Annotated in this window: 16 protein-coding genes; 7 read left to right on the plus strand and 9 right to left on the minus strand. The window is 63.8% G+C overall.

Going from position 1 to position 16,618, the window contains the following annotated elements:
* Positions 1–15: 15 nt before the first annotated feature.
* Positions 16–819, plus strand: coding sequence for a transglutaminase-like domain-containing protein (locus AC57B1_RS01070; protein WP_408345183.1), 804 nt, complete (start codon positions 16–18; stop codon positions 817–819).
* 82 nt (positions 820–901) lie between these two features.
* Positions 902–1,255: a hypothetical protein gene (locus tag AC57B1_RS01075; RefSeq protein ID WP_496416310.1), complete on the plus strand. Its 354-nt coding sequence runs from the start codon at positions 902–904 to the stop codon at positions 1,253–1,255.
* A 31-nt stretch (positions 1,256–1,286) separates the two neighbouring features.
* Here the strand turns inward: AC57B1_RS01075 and AC57B1_RS01080 are convergent, their stop codons facing one another.
* The 8 genes from AC57B1_RS01080 to AC57B1_RS01115 form a co-directional block, all read right to left on the minus strand.
* On the minus strand, positions 1,287–2,243 hold the full coding sequence (locus AC57B1_RS01080; RefSeq protein ID WP_496416311.1) for a Csu type fimbrial protein: 957 nt from the start codon (positions 2,241–2,243) through the stop codon (positions 1,287–1,289).
* Positions 2,240–4,618, minus strand: coding sequence for a fimbria/pilus outer membrane usher protein (locus tag AC57B1_RS01085; RefSeq protein ID WP_496416350.1), 2,379 nt, complete (start codon positions 4,616–4,618; stop codon positions 2,240–2,242). Before AC57B1_RS01085 ends, AC57B1_RS01080 begins: the two co-directional genes overlap by 4 nt.
* Positions 4,619–4,874: 256 nt before the next feature.
* On the minus strand, positions 4,875–5,606 hold the full coding sequence (locus AC57B1_RS01090; protein ID WP_408345192.1) for a fimbrial biogenesis chaperone: 732 nt from the start codon (positions 5,604–5,606) through the stop codon (positions 4,875–4,877).
* Between the two features lie 17 nt (positions 5,607–5,623).
* The gene (locus tag AC57B1_RS01095; RefSeq protein WP_408345372.1) at positions 5,624–6,106 is read right to left on the minus strand and encodes a Csu type fimbrial protein; all 483 of its coding nucleotides are present in this window, start codon (positions 6,104–6,106) and stop codon (positions 5,624–5,626) included.
* Positions 6,107–6,626: 520 nt separating this feature from the next.
* Positions 6,627–7,835 (minus strand): MFS transporter, encoded by a 1,209-nt coding sequence (locus AC57B1_RS01100; RefSeq protein ID WP_496416312.1) that lies wholly within the window; start codon positions 7,833–7,835, stop codon positions 6,627–6,629.
* Between the two features lie 195 nt (positions 7,836–8,030).
* Positions 8,031–8,501, minus strand: coding sequence for a VOC family protein (locus tag AC57B1_RS01105; protein WP_408183388.1), 471 nt, complete (start codon positions 8,499–8,501; stop codon positions 8,031–8,033).
* A gap of 36 nt (positions 8,502–8,537) precedes the next feature.
* Complete coding sequence (locus tag AC57B1_RS01110) at positions 8,538–9,002, minus strand: VOC family protein (RefSeq protein ID WP_091796041.1); 465 nt, start codon at positions 9,000–9,002, stop codon at positions 8,538–8,540.
* A 154-nt stretch (positions 9,003–9,156) separates the two neighbouring features.
* Complete coding sequence (locus tag AC57B1_RS01115; protein ID WP_496416313.1) at positions 9,157–10,830, minus strand: SH3 domain-containing protein; 1,674 nt, start codon at positions 10,828–10,830, stop codon at positions 9,157–9,159.
* A 260-nt stretch (positions 10,831–11,090) separates the two neighbouring features.
* Between AC57B1_RS01115 and AC57B1_RS01120 the strand changes: the two genes are divergently transcribed.
* The 3 genes from AC57B1_RS01120 to AC57B1_RS01130 all read left to right on the plus strand — a co-directional run bounded on the left by AC57B1_RS01120 (position 11,091) and on the right by AC57B1_RS01130 (position 14,443).
* Positions 11,091–11,513: a TOBE domain-containing protein gene (locus tag AC57B1_RS01120; protein ID WP_408483392.1), complete on the plus strand. Its 423-nt coding sequence runs from the start codon at positions 11,091–11,093 to the stop codon at positions 11,511–11,513.
* A 176-nt stretch (positions 11,514–11,689) separates the two neighbouring features.
* Positions 11,690–12,199: a GAF domain-containing protein gene (locus tag AC57B1_RS01125; protein WP_408345206.1), complete on the plus strand. Its 510-nt coding sequence runs from the start codon at positions 11,690–11,692 to the stop codon at positions 12,197–12,199.
* Between the two features lie 534 nt (positions 12,200–12,733).
* Positions 12,734–14,443 (plus strand): putative bifunctional diguanylate cyclase/phosphodiesterase, encoded by a 1,710-nt coding sequence (locus AC57B1_RS01130; protein ID WP_408183400.1) that lies wholly within the window; start codon positions 12,734–12,736, stop codon positions 14,441–14,443.
* Positions 14,444–14,568: 125 nt separating this feature from the next.
* On the opposite strand, the gene AC57B1_RS01135 is transcribed toward AC57B1_RS01130, so the two are convergent.
* Complete coding sequence (locus AC57B1_RS01135) at positions 14,569–14,784, minus strand: hypervirulence associated TUDOR domain-containing protein (RefSeq protein WP_408297101.1); 216 nt, start codon at positions 14,782–14,784, stop codon at positions 14,569–14,571.
* 187 nt (positions 14,785–14,971) lie between these two features.
* Between AC57B1_RS01135 and AC57B1_RS01140 the strand changes: the two genes are divergently transcribed.
* Both AC57B1_RS01140 and AC57B1_RS01145 read left to right on the plus strand, forming a co-directional pair.
* Positions 14,972–15,781, plus strand: coding sequence for a mechanosensitive ion channel family protein (locus AC57B1_RS01140; protein ID WP_408345212.1), 810 nt, complete (start codon positions 14,972–14,974; stop codon positions 15,779–15,781).
* A gap of 145 nt (positions 15,782–15,926) precedes the next feature.
* Positions 15,927–16,610: a biliverdin-producing heme oxygenase gene (locus AC57B1_RS01145; protein WP_496416314.1), complete on the plus strand. Its 684-nt coding sequence runs from the start codon at positions 15,927–15,929 to the stop codon at positions 16,608–16,610.
* Positions 16,611–16,618: the final 8 nt, after the last annotated feature.

The raw sequence follows: 16,618 nt of genomic DNA on the forward strand, positions 1-16,618 counted from the left end.
GAAAAGGGCGCCGCGATGAAATTGCGCGTTGGGTACGAGCTGGTCTATGAATGTGTGCAACCGACGCCGATGCTGCTGATGTTGAACACCCACTATTCGCATGCGAAAGAGGTGCTGGATCCCGATCTGCTAGTGGTCGATCCGGCGGTGCCAATCCGCCAGTATCGCGACAGCTTCGGCAACCTGTGCAGCCGGATCGTGGCGCCGCCGGGAAAAATTTCCTTTTCGACGCGCGCGGTGCTGGAAGTGTCGTCGGAGCCGGAGACGCGGCCGCCATACACCGAACAGCATCCGGTGGAAATGCTGCCTGACGATACGATGGTGTTTTTGCTGGGCAGCCGCTATTGCGAAACCGATCTGCTCTCCGAATTCGCGTGGCAGACCTTCGGCACACTGCCGCTTGGCCGCGTGCGCGTTGATGCGATTTGCAATTACGTGCACAACCACATTGTGTTCGGCTACGACTTTGCGCGGCCGACCAAGACCGCATGGCAAGCCTGGCAGGAACGCAAAGGCGTATGCCGGGATTTCGCGCATCTGGCCGTGGCGCTATGCCGAGCGATGAATATTCCGGCGCGCTATTGCACGGGCTATATCAGCGACGTCGGCCTGCCGCCGCCCTACGCGCAGATGGACTTTGCCGCGTGGTTCGAAGCGTATATCGGCGGCTGCTGGCAGACGTTCGACCCACGCAATAACGCGCCGCGTACGGGGCGTGTTCTGATGGCTCGCGGGCGCGACGCGGCCGATGTCGCGATCAGCAATGCCTTCGGGCCAACGCAACTGCTGAAGTTCGAGGTGGTGTGCGAGCCGGTCTAGGGACTTGGCCGTTCAAGGCCTAAAGTTTTATACGTGAAATGCCGACATGTTCTGCATCCACACCCGTTTTGCGAATCGAATCGTGAGCACCATGATGTTCCGCGCTTGCCTGCGCGCCCGCTTCTTAGCCGCCACGTCGGTGGCCATTATTCTGGCCATGCCGTCGGTGCATGCATTGCAGGCCGCACCGACGGAACTCGCTTCGATTCCGGTAAGTTTGACCGTGCAGGAATCCTGTCTTGTCCAGTCCGCCGACGCGGTGATCAGTACGGCGAACCAGCCGGTGGTGTCCTGCATCCACGGCGCGCCGTTTCAGATCACGCAGGCCGGGTTCGATCCAGGCACATTCGTCGATACGGCCCGCAACGCCGTGCAGCCGGTGGATTTCGTCGCGGCCCGCGACGCGCAGCAAACTGTCTGGACCGTCAACTTCTAGCCCTTGACTCGCGCGCTAGCGTTTCGTTTGCTCAGAAAGTGATCGTCGCGGTGATCGTGTCGCTGTAGCTGCCAGGCATCGGCGTGCTCTGCGCCGGCACGCGGCCGTAGACGTTGATCGACACCGCATTGCCGCTACCGGTGCCGGTGGCCATCGTCGTGCCGGCAGTGCCGTCTCCCCAGGCGCTCGTATGGGTCGAATCCGTGTAAAGCTGGTAATTCACCGTACCGCCGCCGCCCGAGCGCTGCATCTGGCGCGCCGCGACATTGCCGCTCGAGCCGCTGCTGAGCGCAATGCGGTAGGCGTCGCCATTGGTGCAGCGCGCCGTGATCGCGCCGCTCGCGTTCAGCGCCGAACTTAGCACGCCCGTCGACGTGAACGCGATGTTCGTCGCGCTGATCAGACAGTTGTTGACGACCGTCGCGTTGACCGTGAAACCAAAGCTGCCGGCGCTCGTCGTCAACGCGGCGCAGCCCGGCTCGAGCAGCAGATAAAAACCATACGACAGCGACGTCTGGCTCAAGGTCTGCGAATAGGTGGTGCTGGCGTTGCCGGTGGTCGGCACGGTCGGCTGATTGGCGGCGATCTGTCCGTAGAAATTCACCGTCGCGGACGCGGTGTTGCCGCTCACCGGCTTGGCGAGCGTGACGGATATCGGCGTCGTGCCGAGCGCGGTCGAACCCCACGCGAGCGAATGCGCCGCGTCCTGATACAAGTCGTATCGCAACTGGTTACCGGCGATGCTCAGATAACGCGGCGTCGTGCCGCCCATATTCAGGCACACCTGCACGTTCGGCGTCAGTGTGAGCGCTGGCCACGTGCATTGAACCGTGACGCTGCCGGTTGCAGCCACGGCGCTCAAGTTGATCGGGCTGACGCTGCCGAAACTCAGCGCCGACGGACTCGCCGTACAGGTTTGCGCGCTCGCGTGCCGTGGCACGCTGCCGAGCAGCGTGCATAGTATGAGGAGGAAAACGAGCCGTTTCATTGCGCTGCTCTCGCGTCGGCCGCCGGATTGGCTGCGGGGTCCGGCGCTGCACTGGCGGCCGTATTTGACGTGCGTGCGCCGCAGGTCAGCGGTCTGATGGTAGGCAGCGCGCCGTTGGCGGGGCGCTCGTAGGTGAATTCGACGCTGCAGTTCGCGGCGCCGTTCTCGACTTGCAGATGATTGTCACGCTGCAGACTGTCGATGAAAGCCAGACCGTCGTAGCCGACGATCGTTTCCTCGCCGCTCTCCACGTGATGCACGCGCGTGCCGGGCGGCATCAGCTTGCCGTTGGCGCTTTGCAGGATCACCGAGGCGGCGGCGTAGCGCGATACGCGAAAGCTCGCCAGCACGCCTGCGTGCGACTTCGGCACGAGATCCATCGCGGTCGTGGCGATGCGCGCATCGGCCGGCAGATTCATGCTGTCGATCGCGACCTGGTTGTGCTGGTAGGCGTTCAGATCGGGGATCAGCAAATGGCCGCCGCGGTCGGTCGAGCCGATCACCCGGTTCTCGTGCAACACGGGGACGCCGGCTACGCCATCGGTGGACACGAGCGCGAAACCGTCGTCGATCCGGCGCGCCGGCTGCACAGTGCGATCCATCAGCACGATCGCGCCGGTGACGTCGAGCGAGGCGCCCGCATGCCGGTCGATGTCCTGCGCGAGCGCCGTCACCTCGCCGTATCTGCCGAGATATTGCGCCTGCGCCTGACGGTACGGCACCGCCCCCGAGCCGCCCGCCTGCACGCCCCAGCCCCAGCCGCCGGCGTAGTCGGGCGGCCGCTGCGCGTTGACGTTGTAGGTGGACTGGCCATTCTGACGGCCCACGCTCGCATTGATCGCGGCGTTGTTGCCGAGCCCGAAGCTCGCGGTCAGAAACACGCCTTGCGCGTCGTGCTGCAAAAAGTCCTTGTAGGTGCTGAGCGTGAGCGAGGCGAGGTTGCCGAAGTTGAGCGTGTAGGAGAGCGAGCCGATGCGCGACGCGGGCACGCCCGGATAGCGATAGCCGATGTAGCTGAGCGACAGGGTCTGGCGGCTGAAGAAGGGCAGCGCCAGCGTGACGCGGTCGGTGGCGGTGGGTACGGGCGTGCCGTCGCGAGCGGCGAGGTCGCCGTAGTTGCCGTACGCGCGCAAGGTCTGCGCATCGATCGAAAAGTGCGGCTCGATCAACTGGTAGCCGAGACCGAGTTGGGTGCCGGTCAACTTGCCCGCACTCGCCGACAATGAGCCGTTGATCACCCCTGCCATGCCCATGCGCACGAGTGCGCCGGCGCCCGCGTTGACGAGTCCGCCGGTCGCTTCCGCGTGGCCTTCCAGCGTCAACGCATCGCTCATGCCGCGTCGCGCGGTGGCGCTGACGGCCGGGCGCGGATCGTAGGAAAACGAGTCGATGCCGTAGGCGCGGCGCAGGAAGCCGGCTTCGAACGAATAGCTCGACAGGCCCGCTGCCAGCATGCGCGTATCGACGTAGAGCGGCAGCGAAGTCGAAATGGTGCGGCCGAGTGCGTCGTGCGTGATCACGGTCGCTTGACCCGCGCCGGTGATGCCCGGCACGTTATTGACGATGAACGGTCCGCTCGGCACGTTGCCGCTGAACTGGCGCACATTGTTGATATACAGGTCCACCGCCGAAGGCACCACGGCAGTGCCGGAGAGCGCCTGCACCGGAAAAGTCACGAGGTCGGGACGCAGCGCGAAATTGCTGCGCCACTGAAAGCCCGCGATGCGAATCGAACGGCTCCAGTCGAGCGACGACGAAATGGTGTCGCCGAACTGCGTGGTGCTCAACGTGGCGGGGTTTGACATGCTCCACGAGGTGTCGTAACGCACGTAACGATGCAGATCGCGGTACAGGTACGCGATGCCGGTGTTGCTCAGCACGCCCGCCGGATCGAAGTAGCGCTCCTCGCTCCACAGCGCGAGTTGTGCGTTAGTGTCGGTTTGCGCGAACGCGTCGTAGTTGAGCAGAAAGCCGCGCGACGCCGTGGCGTTCGGCGTTTGCGTCAGTTCGCGCGTGTCGAATGTGTAGGGCTTGCGGATCGCATCCGGTACCTGCAGGTCGATGCTCTGACGCCCGGCGTCGTAGTGATAGCGCAGACCCGGAATCTGGTCGAGTTCGAGCGTGGCGGTGTTGGCCGCGCCGAGCTTGTCGGTGGCGACGCCGATGTCGTTCAGGTCCTGGGCCGTCGCGCTGAGCCGGCCATCCGTTTCGCGAAAGTGCGCGATCAAAGCAGTGCGTTGGCCGTTCAGCATGACTTCCAGATACAGATCACGGCTCGCGGCGGCGCCCGGTGCAGGCTTCGAAGCGGCGGGTGTGCCGCTGTTCACGTTGGCGGCCGGCGTGCTCGCGAGGTCGCTGTTCGCGCGAGCACCCATCTCGACACCGGAGCCGATGCGGGCATCGGCGCCCGTATCCGCAAACCGCAGCGGCGGCTGCGCATCCGCCCGATTCATGCCCAGCGTGTACAGCATGGCCGCGAGCGCGATGGCGTGCCGCTTCCATCCATGACGAGTTCGCCGTCGTGTCATTCTCATCAATAGTTTGGCGGTCCATCGTGTCCGTTTCCTTTGGCCGGGGCACGCTCATGACCGGCTGCATCTGCTCACCGCTCACACCTGTGCCCTCGCATGCTTACTCGACACTCACGGCCGCCTCGGCCGGCAATGAGTTGATCGAGGCGCGCACCTTCAGCGGACCGTTTTGCGCGACGTTGTCCGGCAACGTGACCGGCCAATGCCGTTGACGCCCGGCGAGCGCGTAGCCGAGCAATCCCTTGTTGATCGGGTAGGCGTTGCCGGCGTTGTCGACCAATTGCACTGCGGCGATCTGCGCGCGCTTGCGGCCCGTGTTGTCCACGCGCAGCATCCAGCTCTGCGCGCCGGCGCCGCGCGCCAGATGCCACGACAGCCGCGGCTGGCCGACGTCGACGGCCGGTTCGACGAACACCGGCACCGAGTAGCGCAGCCGGATCGTCACCCCGCTGGTGGGCGCGGCGTCCGCTTCCGGCAACTCGTCGATCAACACGCGATAACCCTGCTCGGATGCGGTGGGCGCCGGGGTGGTCCGCACCAGCCGTACCAACTGGTCGGCATGGCCGGCGATCTGGATCAGCGGCGGGCTGGCGACCAGGTCCTGGGTGGGCGTGAGCGTGTCGTCGCCGTCAGCCTGATCCCAGCGGAACACCCGCACCTGACCGAACAGGGGCTTCTCGCCGGGGTTCTTGAGCGTGATACCGGTCGCGTTGGCTTGCGCCGCCATGTCGACCATGACCGGCGAAATCTGCAGCGTGGCCGCGTGCGCCAACGGTGCGCTCAGACACCATGCGCAGGCGGTGGCTGCGAGTTGCCGGCGAAGCGCGCCCATGGCGCTCGCACGGCCCGTCAAAAGTAGACCGTGGCGGTGATGGTGGTCTGGTAAGTGTCAGGTTTCGGGGTGGCTTGCGCGGGTACCTGACCGTACACCACGATCGATTGCGCCGACCCGCTGCCGGTGCCGCTCACCGTATTGGTGCCTTGCGTATTGCCCCACAGCGTGGTGTGGCCGGCGTCCTGATACAACTGGAAGCCGACGGTGGTGGCCGTGTTGCCGGTCGCGGTGCCGGCCATCAGACGGCTGGCCACGCTGGAGCCGGTGACGTTGCCGGCGTCGAGTCCGACGTTGTACGGGGTGGTGTTGGTGCAGGTGACGGCGACCGTGGTCTGCTGGTTGATGGCGGTGGCGAGCACGCCGTTACTGCCGAAGTTCAACGGATTGGCGCTGATCGAGCAGTTGGCGTTGAGCGTAAGCGTGACGGTGAAGGTGGTGACCGCCGTGCCGTTGGAATAGGTGGCGGCGCGCGCGAGCTGCAGAGGCAAGCCGAACATCAGGACGACGATCAGGCTGGACGACAGCAGTTTCTGTTTCATCATGACACCTCTCAGGCCGACGGGACACCAGTTTTCATTGCGCGGTGATTGGAATTGGAGCCGTTCGATAACGGGATCAATTGCCTGAAAATTCCGTGCTGGATAATGGTGTGATGCAAGTAATCAATGCGATTGGTGAAAATCAGTCTACACAGACTTTCTTCGTCATACAAATTATTGCGTGATGTATTGCTTTCGATTGTTGCCTCACAGCCTTATCTGGATTGGCGTGCGAAGAATGGGTGAGAAATTGTTTCTGAATGGTCGATAGCGAAAATGCATAAATTCAGTATTTTTTTCTAATGCGAGTTTGCATTTTGGCCGGTGGGGTAAATTGCGATTACATGATTATGCTAATCGAATGATTTCGGAATTTTTTGAGCGGTCAATTTGAAGTGTGCATATAAACGCATGTCGCGATGCAATAGCGCAGTCGGAAATCGATATGAATAACGGTATCCGGTTAAACCGGCGCCGGTCATTCCCCGAGCGCGAGCCCGCGTCTCCTGCGCGCCAGCGCCGCGCCGATCGACACCGCCGCGCCGATACCACCCATTGTCAGCGACAGGATCACGATCAGCGGGCCGGCTTGCGTGCGTGCGGAGAACACGCTGACCAGGAGCCCGGCAAGCGGCTGTGTCATGTTGTTCAGCAGGATCACCACGCCGGTCGTCTTGCCGTAATCCTGTGGCGGAATGATTTGCTGCCGCGCGCTGCGAATGTACACATTGAACATCTTGTCGAAGCCGACGATCAGCAGGAAGCCGAGCGCATAACCCCACGGCGCCGCGCTCGCGCCGGCAATCACGCCGCCTGCGCAGATCGAAACGAAGGCGACGAGACCCAGGCGACGGGCCGGCCATGCGGCGCGGGCGATCGTCAACAGAATCAGCACCGTTGCCACGGCGCCGGCCGTCTGCAAGCCGGCGTAGTAGTGATTCGTTTGCCCATGAACGCCGGTCACCATTGCAGCGGATGTGGCGAGCGTCACGCCGATCACCAGATTTTCGGCGGCGGCGAGCAGTACGACTTTCTTCAGGCCGGGCAGCATGAGCACGTGACGCAGCGCGATGCGCACGGGCAGCGTCCAGTGGCCCGCATCGGCGGGCGGCGGATCCGTGGCGCGAAAACCGCTCGTACGTTGCCATAGCAGCAGCGCGCCGTCGGCGAGCAGAAACAGCACACCGGTTGCGCCGACCACCCATTCCCAGCGCCACAGACCGAGCAACAGCGCGGCGAGCATCGGACCAAGCACGAAACCCAACTGGTCGGCCAATTGCGAATAGGCGAGCACGCGCTGAAACCGCTGCGTGCTGAAGATCTGCGGCAGCATGACTTCACGCGCGACGAGCCCCTGGCTCGTCAATACGCCGCAAACCGCCGAAAGTGCGATCAGCCAGCCGATGCCTCCAAACATGGCATACGCGGCCATGCCGCCGAAACACGTCAGCGCGCGCACGGTCTGGCTGACGCGCATCAGTCTGAGCGGCGAGACGCGGTCGCACAAGGCGCCGAAGAAGGGAAACACCAGGTAGCGGGGCAGCGTTTCGATAAAGAACGCCAGCCCCGACCACGAAACCTGGTGTGTCGTCTGGAAGACGACGAGCGGCACGAGAAACAGCAGGACCTGATCGGCAAGACGCGCGACAAACAGCGAGCAGAAAAAAGCCTGATGGTTGACGCGCACCGTTGATGTCCCGCCGTTTATGGGTCGAGACCGATCCTATCAAACATGGCGGTCGCGCGCCGCAGCGCACCGTGGTGCGCCGGGGAGTCAAGGCAAGCTCACGAGCAGTGCGGGCAGAGCGCCGAGCTTGAGCGGAACTGTGCTCCTACCGCACGGCGAGTACGCTCCGACCGCACGGCTTATCGCAACCTGCTGCTAGCCGCGATAAGCCGCTTCAAGCGGCGCGATATCCAGCTTGACCATATGCATCATGGTGGACATCACACGGCTCGCCCTGGCGGTGTCCGGGTCACGCAGCATTTCGCCGAGCACGTCCGGCACGATCTGCCAAGAGACGCCGAACCTGTCCTGCAGCCAGCCGCATTGCCATGGCTTGCCGCCGTCGGTGAGTCGGGTCCAGTAGCGGTCGATTTCCTCTTGCGAACGGCAGTGCACGAACAGCGAAATCGCCGGTGTGAAGGTGAACTGAGGGCCGCCGTTCAGCGCCATGAACTCCTGGCCTTCAATCTCGAACGTGACAGCCAGAACGTCACCCTTCGGCCCGGGGCCGGCGTCGGTGTAGTGCATCGTCGTGGCGATGCGGGAATCGGAAAACACGGACGTGTAGAAGCGGGCCGCTTCTTCCGCTTTGCCGTCGAACCACAGACACGGTGCAATCTTTTGCATGACGTAGCTCCTCCTTCTCACCGGACGAACCGCCCATTACTTCATGGCGGCCATGGCTTGCTGGATTTCTTCCACGCTCAGGTCGCGCTTGTGCGTGGCCAGCGACCAGCTATGGCCGAACGGGTCTTTCAGCTGGCCGTAGCGGTCGCCCCAGAACATGTCGGTGACGGGCAACACGACGGTCGCGCCGGCCTCGACGGCCTGCTTGAAGCTGGCGTCGACATCTTCCACATAGTGGTGAATCGTGACCGGCGTGCCTTTCAGCGAGTTCGGGCCGAACGAGTGGTGCTCGGGCCATTCGTCGGTCAGCATCAGCATGGAATCGCCGATCTTCAGCGTGGCGTGCATGACCTTGCCGCCCGGGCCGGGCAGGCGGATCTGTTCGACGGCGTTGAAGGCCTTGGTATAGAACGCGATGGCGTCCGCGGCGTTGGCGCAGATCAGGTACGGGGTGAGCGCATGCATCCCGTCGGGGATCGGTTTGACAGCGTTGCTGGACATGACGGCGACTCCTTGAAGTAACAGGTTCGTGAGTTGAAAGACCGACTGTGCGAGTCAGGCCTTCAACGTTACGACGAGTGCATCACCGTTGAATCGACACTCCGGAAAAAATATTTTTTGCGCCGGGCGCACTGTGAGCGCCCGGTCGGGCGTTTCAACCGGCGGAGTTGTCCTCCTCCGGCGGCGCGGTGGACGGCGCCGGAACGCCGCCATTCGGCGCGCCGAGGATGCTGATCTGGAAGGTCGGCGTCGCGGCCAGCGATTGCAGCGTGGCGTCTTCGGGGATGTGTTCGAAGAGCGGCAAGATCACCGAGCCGCCGATCACCGCGCGCCGGCTATTGTCGGCGGGCCGCAAGCCCCACACGTCCTGATAGACGACCGGCACCGCGCTGCCGTTGCGCGTGGTGTTGCCGATATACAGCATCACATGGCCGCCGATGTAGATCAGCGTGCGCAACGGCTCGCCGTGCTGCGCCAGATAGTCGAGCCGCTGGGCGGGCGTGGACGACGACAGGTCGATCAGGCGCCCGGCGCTCATCTGAGTGGACGAATGGCGCGGCAGCCAGACGCCGAACGCCGCGAAGATGCTTTGCAGTTCCGACGAGCAGTCATTGTAGAGGCCGCTATTGCCCCAGCCGTAAGGCCGCCCGATCAGCGTTTTCATCAGCGTCGCCAGATGGCGCGGCGTGGCGGCGAGCGGTGTCGGCGCGATTTGCGCGTCGCTCAGGGTGGCGGTGCGGATCAGCGCCTCGCCGTCCGCGTTGCGGGCCGGGACGAGCACCCGGCGCGTCACCGGGGTTTTGCTCGTGCCGGTCTTATCGCTTGCTTCGCCCGTGTTGCCCGGGTCGCTAGGGTCGCTTTTCCGGCTCGCGTTGTCCGTGCCGCTGGCGACGCGTTTGCCCGACGCCGACCGTGCCGCATCGGCTGGCACGAGGGGCAGCAGCGTGCCGGCCGGCGCGTCGAAGCGGAACACGCCGCGGCTGTCGCGTACAGGCGCCGACGCGACGATCACCGCCCCGAGCGATTTGCCGGTCGCGGCGCGCCATGTGTCGACGAAGCGGTCGTCGGTCATGCCGACGCCGTCGCTGCGCACCCAGCCCTGCACGTCGGGCGTCTGCACATAGAGCCACGCACCGTCGACGCTGCCCCCGAGCACGTACAGCGGCGTGCCCGGCCGTGCGGCGGAAATCTGCAGGTTGTCGAACGGATAGCCTTCGCCGGCCAGACGGTGGTCGTAGAACGACGGGTCGGTGGTCGGCAGTTCGCGCACCATCAGGTTGCCGGTGGCGATCGCGCGGCGCTCGGGCCGGTAGACGGGCGTCTGCGTGAACTGCCCGACGTTCATGTTTTGCGCGATTGCGTCGATCCACGCCTTGTCGTGCGGCCGGAAGTTTTCTCCGTAGCCGATGTTCCCGCCAGGCTTGCCGGTGTTGTCGAACTTGTCGATGCGCCGCTGCTGCAATGCGGCAATATCCGCACCTTGCTGGCGATAGACGCGCATCGTCACGAAGCTGGCATTCCACGGCGAGGACGCCGCGGTGCCGGTGCCGAAGTAGCGCGCGTAAAGCACCTGGAAATGGGCCTGCTGATCCGCGGGGCTCAGGAACGGCTGGTCGTAGCCTGGGCTGTCCGGTTCGAGCCAGTGATCGACGTTCTGGTCGTAGCCGGCGATCGGGAACAGCGAGACTGTGTCGACCGGCGCGTGCGCGTCGCGCGTGGGCGACGGGTTGCTGCAGGCGGTGACCGCCACGAGAGCCGCGCCCAGTGCGGCGGCGCGGCAGGCGTTCGGCCAGGCGGCGGCAAGACGGGATAGAACGGCAACGGGCATGAGATTTCGCGGAGTAGGTAGAGGGCACGATGATACGGTGTCGGCGCGTCGTGGCGCATGTCGTGCCCGCGCTGCATGATGGTGGCTCGTATGCAACGCGTACGTGCTTTCATTCGGATTCGTATCGTCAATAGCGGCTGCGCGATAGTGTGCTTTACGCGCGGGCTGCCGCAACCGGCGAGCGTTCCACTACACTCTCTGCCTAACCAAACGCATCGCCTCGAAACATGCTCGAGAGGCGGCATGACCAGGAGAACACCATGCAAACCAGCGCACGTAACCATTTCGCCGGCGAAGTCACCGGACTCACCCATGGCGCCGTGAACGACGAAGTCACGCTGCGCACTCAGGAGGGTCTCGAGATCGTCTCGATCATCACGCATGGCAGCGCGACCTCGCTCGGCCTCGCGGTCGGCAAGAAAGCGTTCGCGCTGGTCAAGGCTTCGTCGGTGATCGTGATGGTCGACGTGACGAAGAACCAGGTGTCGGCGCGCAACTGCATCGCCGGTACGGTGTCGGCGGTCACGAAGGGCGCGGTGAACTCGGAAGTGTCGATTAGCGCCGGCGGCGCGCAGATCGCCGCGATTATCACCAACGAGAGCGTCGATCGTCTCGGTCTCGCGAACGGCAAAGCGGCGACGGCGATTTTCAAGGCATCGAGCGTGATCATCGGCGTCGAGTAACGGTCGATCGCCACCGGATTCATTTTCGTCGGCTTGCGCGTTGAACGACAGCCGGCGGGCAGATGGAGCCGGAAGAGCGAGGCCGTGTGCCCAGCGCGCGTCGTGAAGGAAACGGCAGCTTGCTTTAAACTTCACGACTCGCTATTCCTCTTTCCGCTTTCATCACGGACGCCGTCATGTTCGAAGTCTCCTCCGCCTCGCATCTGCCCAAAGCCGCGCACTACGAAGAACTGGTCGGCCAGGCGCGCTCGCTGCTCGCCGGCGAAACCGACTGGATCGCCAACGCCGCGAATTTTTCCGCCTTCGTGTTTCATTCCCTCAGTGATCTGAACTGGGCCGGCTTCTACTTCCACGACGGTCACGAACTGGTCGTCGGGCCGTTTCAGGGCAAGCCCGCGTGCGTGCGCATCGCGCTCGGCAAAGGCGTATGCGGCACGGCGGCGCAAACCCGTCAGACGCAGGTCGTGCGCGACGTGCATGAGTTTCCCGGGCATATCGCGTGCGATTCGGCCTCGCAATCGGAAATCGTCGTGCCGCTCGTCGCGCCGGACGGCACGCTGATCGGCGTGTGGGATGTCGACAGCCCGATCGTCGCGCGCTTCGACGAAGAAGACGCGAAGGGCATGGAAGCGCTGTGCGCGGTGTTCATCGAGGCAGCGTTGCCGCGCGCCGCGTCGGCTTCCTGAGGATAAAGCGGCGGTGGTGCCGAAGCACCCCATCCTTTTTCATCCGTGGAGTAGCTTCAGCGTTCCCCGCATTACCCCGCAATTGCACTTTCGATAGCCGCGACTGCGACAGTCTCAGCCGCTATCGGCATCCGGTGGCGTTCGCCACCGAGATCGCCGACCAACCCATCAGCGTGATTCCGCTCGACGCACCGTCGTGGTGTTCCGCGTGAGCGGTTAACTGGCGCGCATGCGATAACTGCCTGTCACGATCAAAACGCCTGCCACTCCCTCCGTCGCCGTCATGCCCGAAAGCAAGGGGGCGCCATAGATAAAAATCGCCACCGATGCAGCAACGAATCGGGGATTACACCAAGGGAAACGATTGGCGTGACGAATGCGAAGCCTGCGAGGTCGGCGGGGGCGCGAAAGCCGTTATCATACGCACGGTCCTCCAGTACATCGGACCGTAGTTTCAAGGCCTTACAGTTTGCGCGCGCGTCAAGAACACGTTCGATCACATCCACTACTCAGGAATATCAAAAGGCTGGCGCGATGCACGACCACCTCTTCGCCGAATCGCGCACGCGCGACGCCGCGCTAGCCTCGGCGCCTTGCGGTATGTTCATCTGCGCCGCGGACGGCACGTTCGAGTCCGTCAATGCTGCTTTCGAAAAGCTAACGGGGTTTGCGGCAGAGCACCTGGTCGGCGTGCGTACCTTCGAGTCGTTGTTCGATCCGGCCGAATTCGCGAGGCGCCACACCGAACTGCCGCCGCTCGCCATGGTGACTTCGCGCTATGAAGGCGAATGGAGTTTCCTGCGCCGCAATGGCACGCCGATCCGCGTGGTGCTCGCGTTGGCGCCGCTCGTCCAGGGGTCGGCGCATGCTGGCGGAATTGCCGCGCGACCGGCGCGCTACGTGGGCATGGCCTTCGACATGACGCGTTACGCGCAGTCCGAAGCGCGCCTCTGGTACGTCGCACATCACGACGGCGTGACCCGCCTGCCGAATCAAACGCTGTTTACCGAACGGCTGGAATTGACGATCGCGCGTTGCCACCGTAACGGCAGCGGTTTTACCGTGCTGATCGCCGAGCTCGACCATCTGCGCAAACTGCGCGATGCGCTTGGTTTGCACGCGGCCGAACTCGTGCTGCAGATCGTCGGTGAACGGTTGCGTGGTCTCTTTCCTAACGACGGTACGATCGCCTCGATCGGCGGAACGCAGTTCGCGTTGCTGGTCAACGAAACCGGTGCGGCCGCCGATGCCTTCGCCGCTGAAGCCTTGGGCCGTATCGCCGAAGCGATCGATTACGCCGGCACGACGTTGAACATTACCGCGAGCATCGGCATCGTGGCTTATCCGGCCGACGGCGGCGATGCGCCTACGCTGATGCGTCGCGCGGGCGTGGCGTTGTCGGCGGCCTCGGCCGTGACCGGCAATGCGGTGCGGCGTTTTTCCACCGCATTGGAAGGCCAGGCCGCGCGCCGCTTCGAACTGGAGACCATGCTGCGAGAAGCGATCGAGCGGCAGCAGCTGCATCTGGTGTATCAACCCCAAGTGACGCTCGCCAACGGCCGCATCGCGCAAGTCGAAACCCTGCTGCGCTGGAACCATCCGCAGCGCGGCCTGATCAGCCCCGTCGAATTCGTGCCTGTCGCGGAGGAGGCGGGTTTGATCGAGCAGATCGGCGAATGGGTGATCCGGACCGCATGCCGCGACGCCGGCAAATTGCTCCGGCTGACCGGCACGTTGCCGCGCTTCGCGGTCAATGTGTCGCCGCAGCAGTTCCAGCGGCAAAACCTGTTCGAGACGATCCGCGAGGCGCTGGAAGAGGCCGCACTCGATCCGTCATACCTCGAGGTGGAAATCACCGAGGGTGTCCTGCTCGGCGACACCGAGCAAGCTTTGCAGACGCTCTTTGCGTTGCGCGATCTCGGCGTGGAAGTGGCGGTGGACGACTTCGGCACCGGCTATTCGAGCCTCGCGTATCTGACGCGTTTTCCGCTGAATCGCCTGAAAATCGACCGCTCTTTTGTGATGCGCATGAGCACCGATCCACAGTGCGAGGCGCTGGTCGGCGCGATTATCGCCATGGCGCATGCGCTCAAACTGCGCGTGACGGCCGAGGGCGTCGAAACGGCGGAGCAGGCGGCGCAACTGGAAGCGCTCGGTTGCGATGAAGCGCAAGGCTTCTGGTTCTCGCGTCCGATTACCGTGGGCGCGCTGCGCAATCTGCTGAGGCCGTTGGGCACACACTGAGGCGCGCGCTTGACGGCGGCTCGTTAGCGGGCCAGCAAGTTTTTCCGATCACGGCGCCATAGCTCGCATTTCAATCCATGTGCTTAGCTATCCGTATTAAATGGCGTCGGGCACACGCGTCTTATTCATTTCCCGATCCGGTGCAATGCGTCGCCGCGATGAACGGCCCGCTTGCCGCTTTTCTCACTTTCCACTTCGTAATGCGGATCGGACTTCGACGCATTGACGGTTCTGCCGTCCACGCTCGTATGGGAAGAAATGACACGTACGACCTTGCCATGCGTGACGCCTTGCGGCGTATTCCAACTTACGCGATCTTCCGGCTTCAGATGTTGAGACATGAGGCGCTCCTGTGCGTGGGCTAACGCGGCTTGAAATCCCCTTGCTTACAAGGCTTTGCATGATTGCACTGCTTTGGTTCGCAACATCGAGCAAACAGCGTGCCTCCGCCCACGAAACGAAGGGGGCAGGAACATATCCTGCTTCATGCGTCAGGATATTTCTATCGCAACGGAACGAAGACTCAAGATGAATGATCTCCTTACCCGACTCTTTCACTTCCAGCCGTCGTTGCTCGTCACCCTGACTCACGACGCCCTTCATATCGTGCTGGCTGTGCTGATCCTCGTGATCGGCTGGTGGCTGTCGAATCACGTCGGCGCGATGTTCGCTCGCGCGCTCGCGCGTACGCATGCCGACCCGACGCTCGCGCCGATGCTGGCGGCCATGAGCACCTGGGCTGTGCGCGTGCTGGTTTTCATCGCGGCGCTGAGCGAGGTCGGCATCGCGACCGCCAGCGTGCTCGCGGTGCTCGGCGCGGCGGGCCTCGCGATCGGACTCGCGCTGCAAGGCACGCTGCAAAATATCGCTGCGGGGATGATGCTGTTGATGCTGCGGCCGTTTCGCGTCGGCGACGTGATTGAAGGCAGCGGCGCGGCAGCGGGCATCGTGCGTGAAGTGGGGCTTTTCACCACGCGCATCGAGCGCGGTGACGGCAACGCGGTGTTCGTGCCGAACAGCCAGATCTGGAGCAATCCGGTGATCAACTACAGCAGCGGCGGCACGCAGCGTATCGAGGTCGAAGTGGGGCTCGCGCAGCGCAAGGACGTCGACGCCGCGATCGGCGAATTGAAGAAACTGGTCGCCGACGAACCGCGTGTGTTGAGCGGCGCCACGCTCGCGCCGATCGTCACGGTGGCGGACTATCCCGACGATGGCGGCGCGACGCTGCGCATCGCGGCATGGGTTCGCACGCCGGATGCGTCGCTCACCAGCGACGACCTGCACGACCACGCACAGGCCGCGCTCGAACAGGCCGGTTGCCCGGTTGCCGCTTAGTGTGCGGCGCGCATCGATCGTGCTGATTGATGGATGCACAACGATTGCCTCGTGGCTGGAACACACCACAATGCGCGAGGCACCCCGTGCAAAACGCGTCTCGCGCCACCAGACAGCCGCCTCTATAATCAGACTCTGCTCATTCATGTTGAACCGGACCCGTTTGATCGACACACCTGAATCCGCCAGCCGCTCACCGAGCGGAGAGGACGGCGCAGACGGCGCAGTCGGAGTGCTGGGCGCGCTGCGCGCCGCGACCGCGCAACGTCATGAACTGCTGCACGAGATCATGCCGCTGTCGGTGGACAGTGTGGCGTTGCGCGACTACCTCGCGCATCTGGCGATTCTGCGTGACTGGTTGGCGCCGCTCGAAGCCTGGCTCGACACTTTCAGCGACGGTCCGCAATCGCCGGCGTCGCCGGCACGCATGAATCGCCTTGCGCTGATCGACGCTGATCTCTCGCACGAATCGATCGAACCGCAAGACCGGCTCGGCACGGTGTCATCGAACACCACGAGCAACTGGCGCGGCGACGCCAGCGCGGCTTACCGCTGGGGCATCTGCTATGTGATCGAAGGGTCCCAGCTAGGCGGCGCAGTGTTGTACGCGCGTCTGCAAGCGCGCCTCGCTCCGCATCCTCTCGGCTATCTGAACGCGGGGCGCGAGTCGCTCGGCGCGCGCTGGCAGGCTTTCCATCGGGCGATAGCCGCTGAAGTCGACACACCCACGCTGATTGACGAAGCGTGCCGCGGCGCGGCCGATGCGTTCGACCGTTTGATCGAGCTCGCTCGGCACCGTGTCACGGCTGTCTGCGTGAGTGCCGATTGAAGCGCGAC

The sequence above is a fragment of the Paraburkholderia sp. BGA-UO-ETr-F21 genome, from assembly GCF_059567925.1.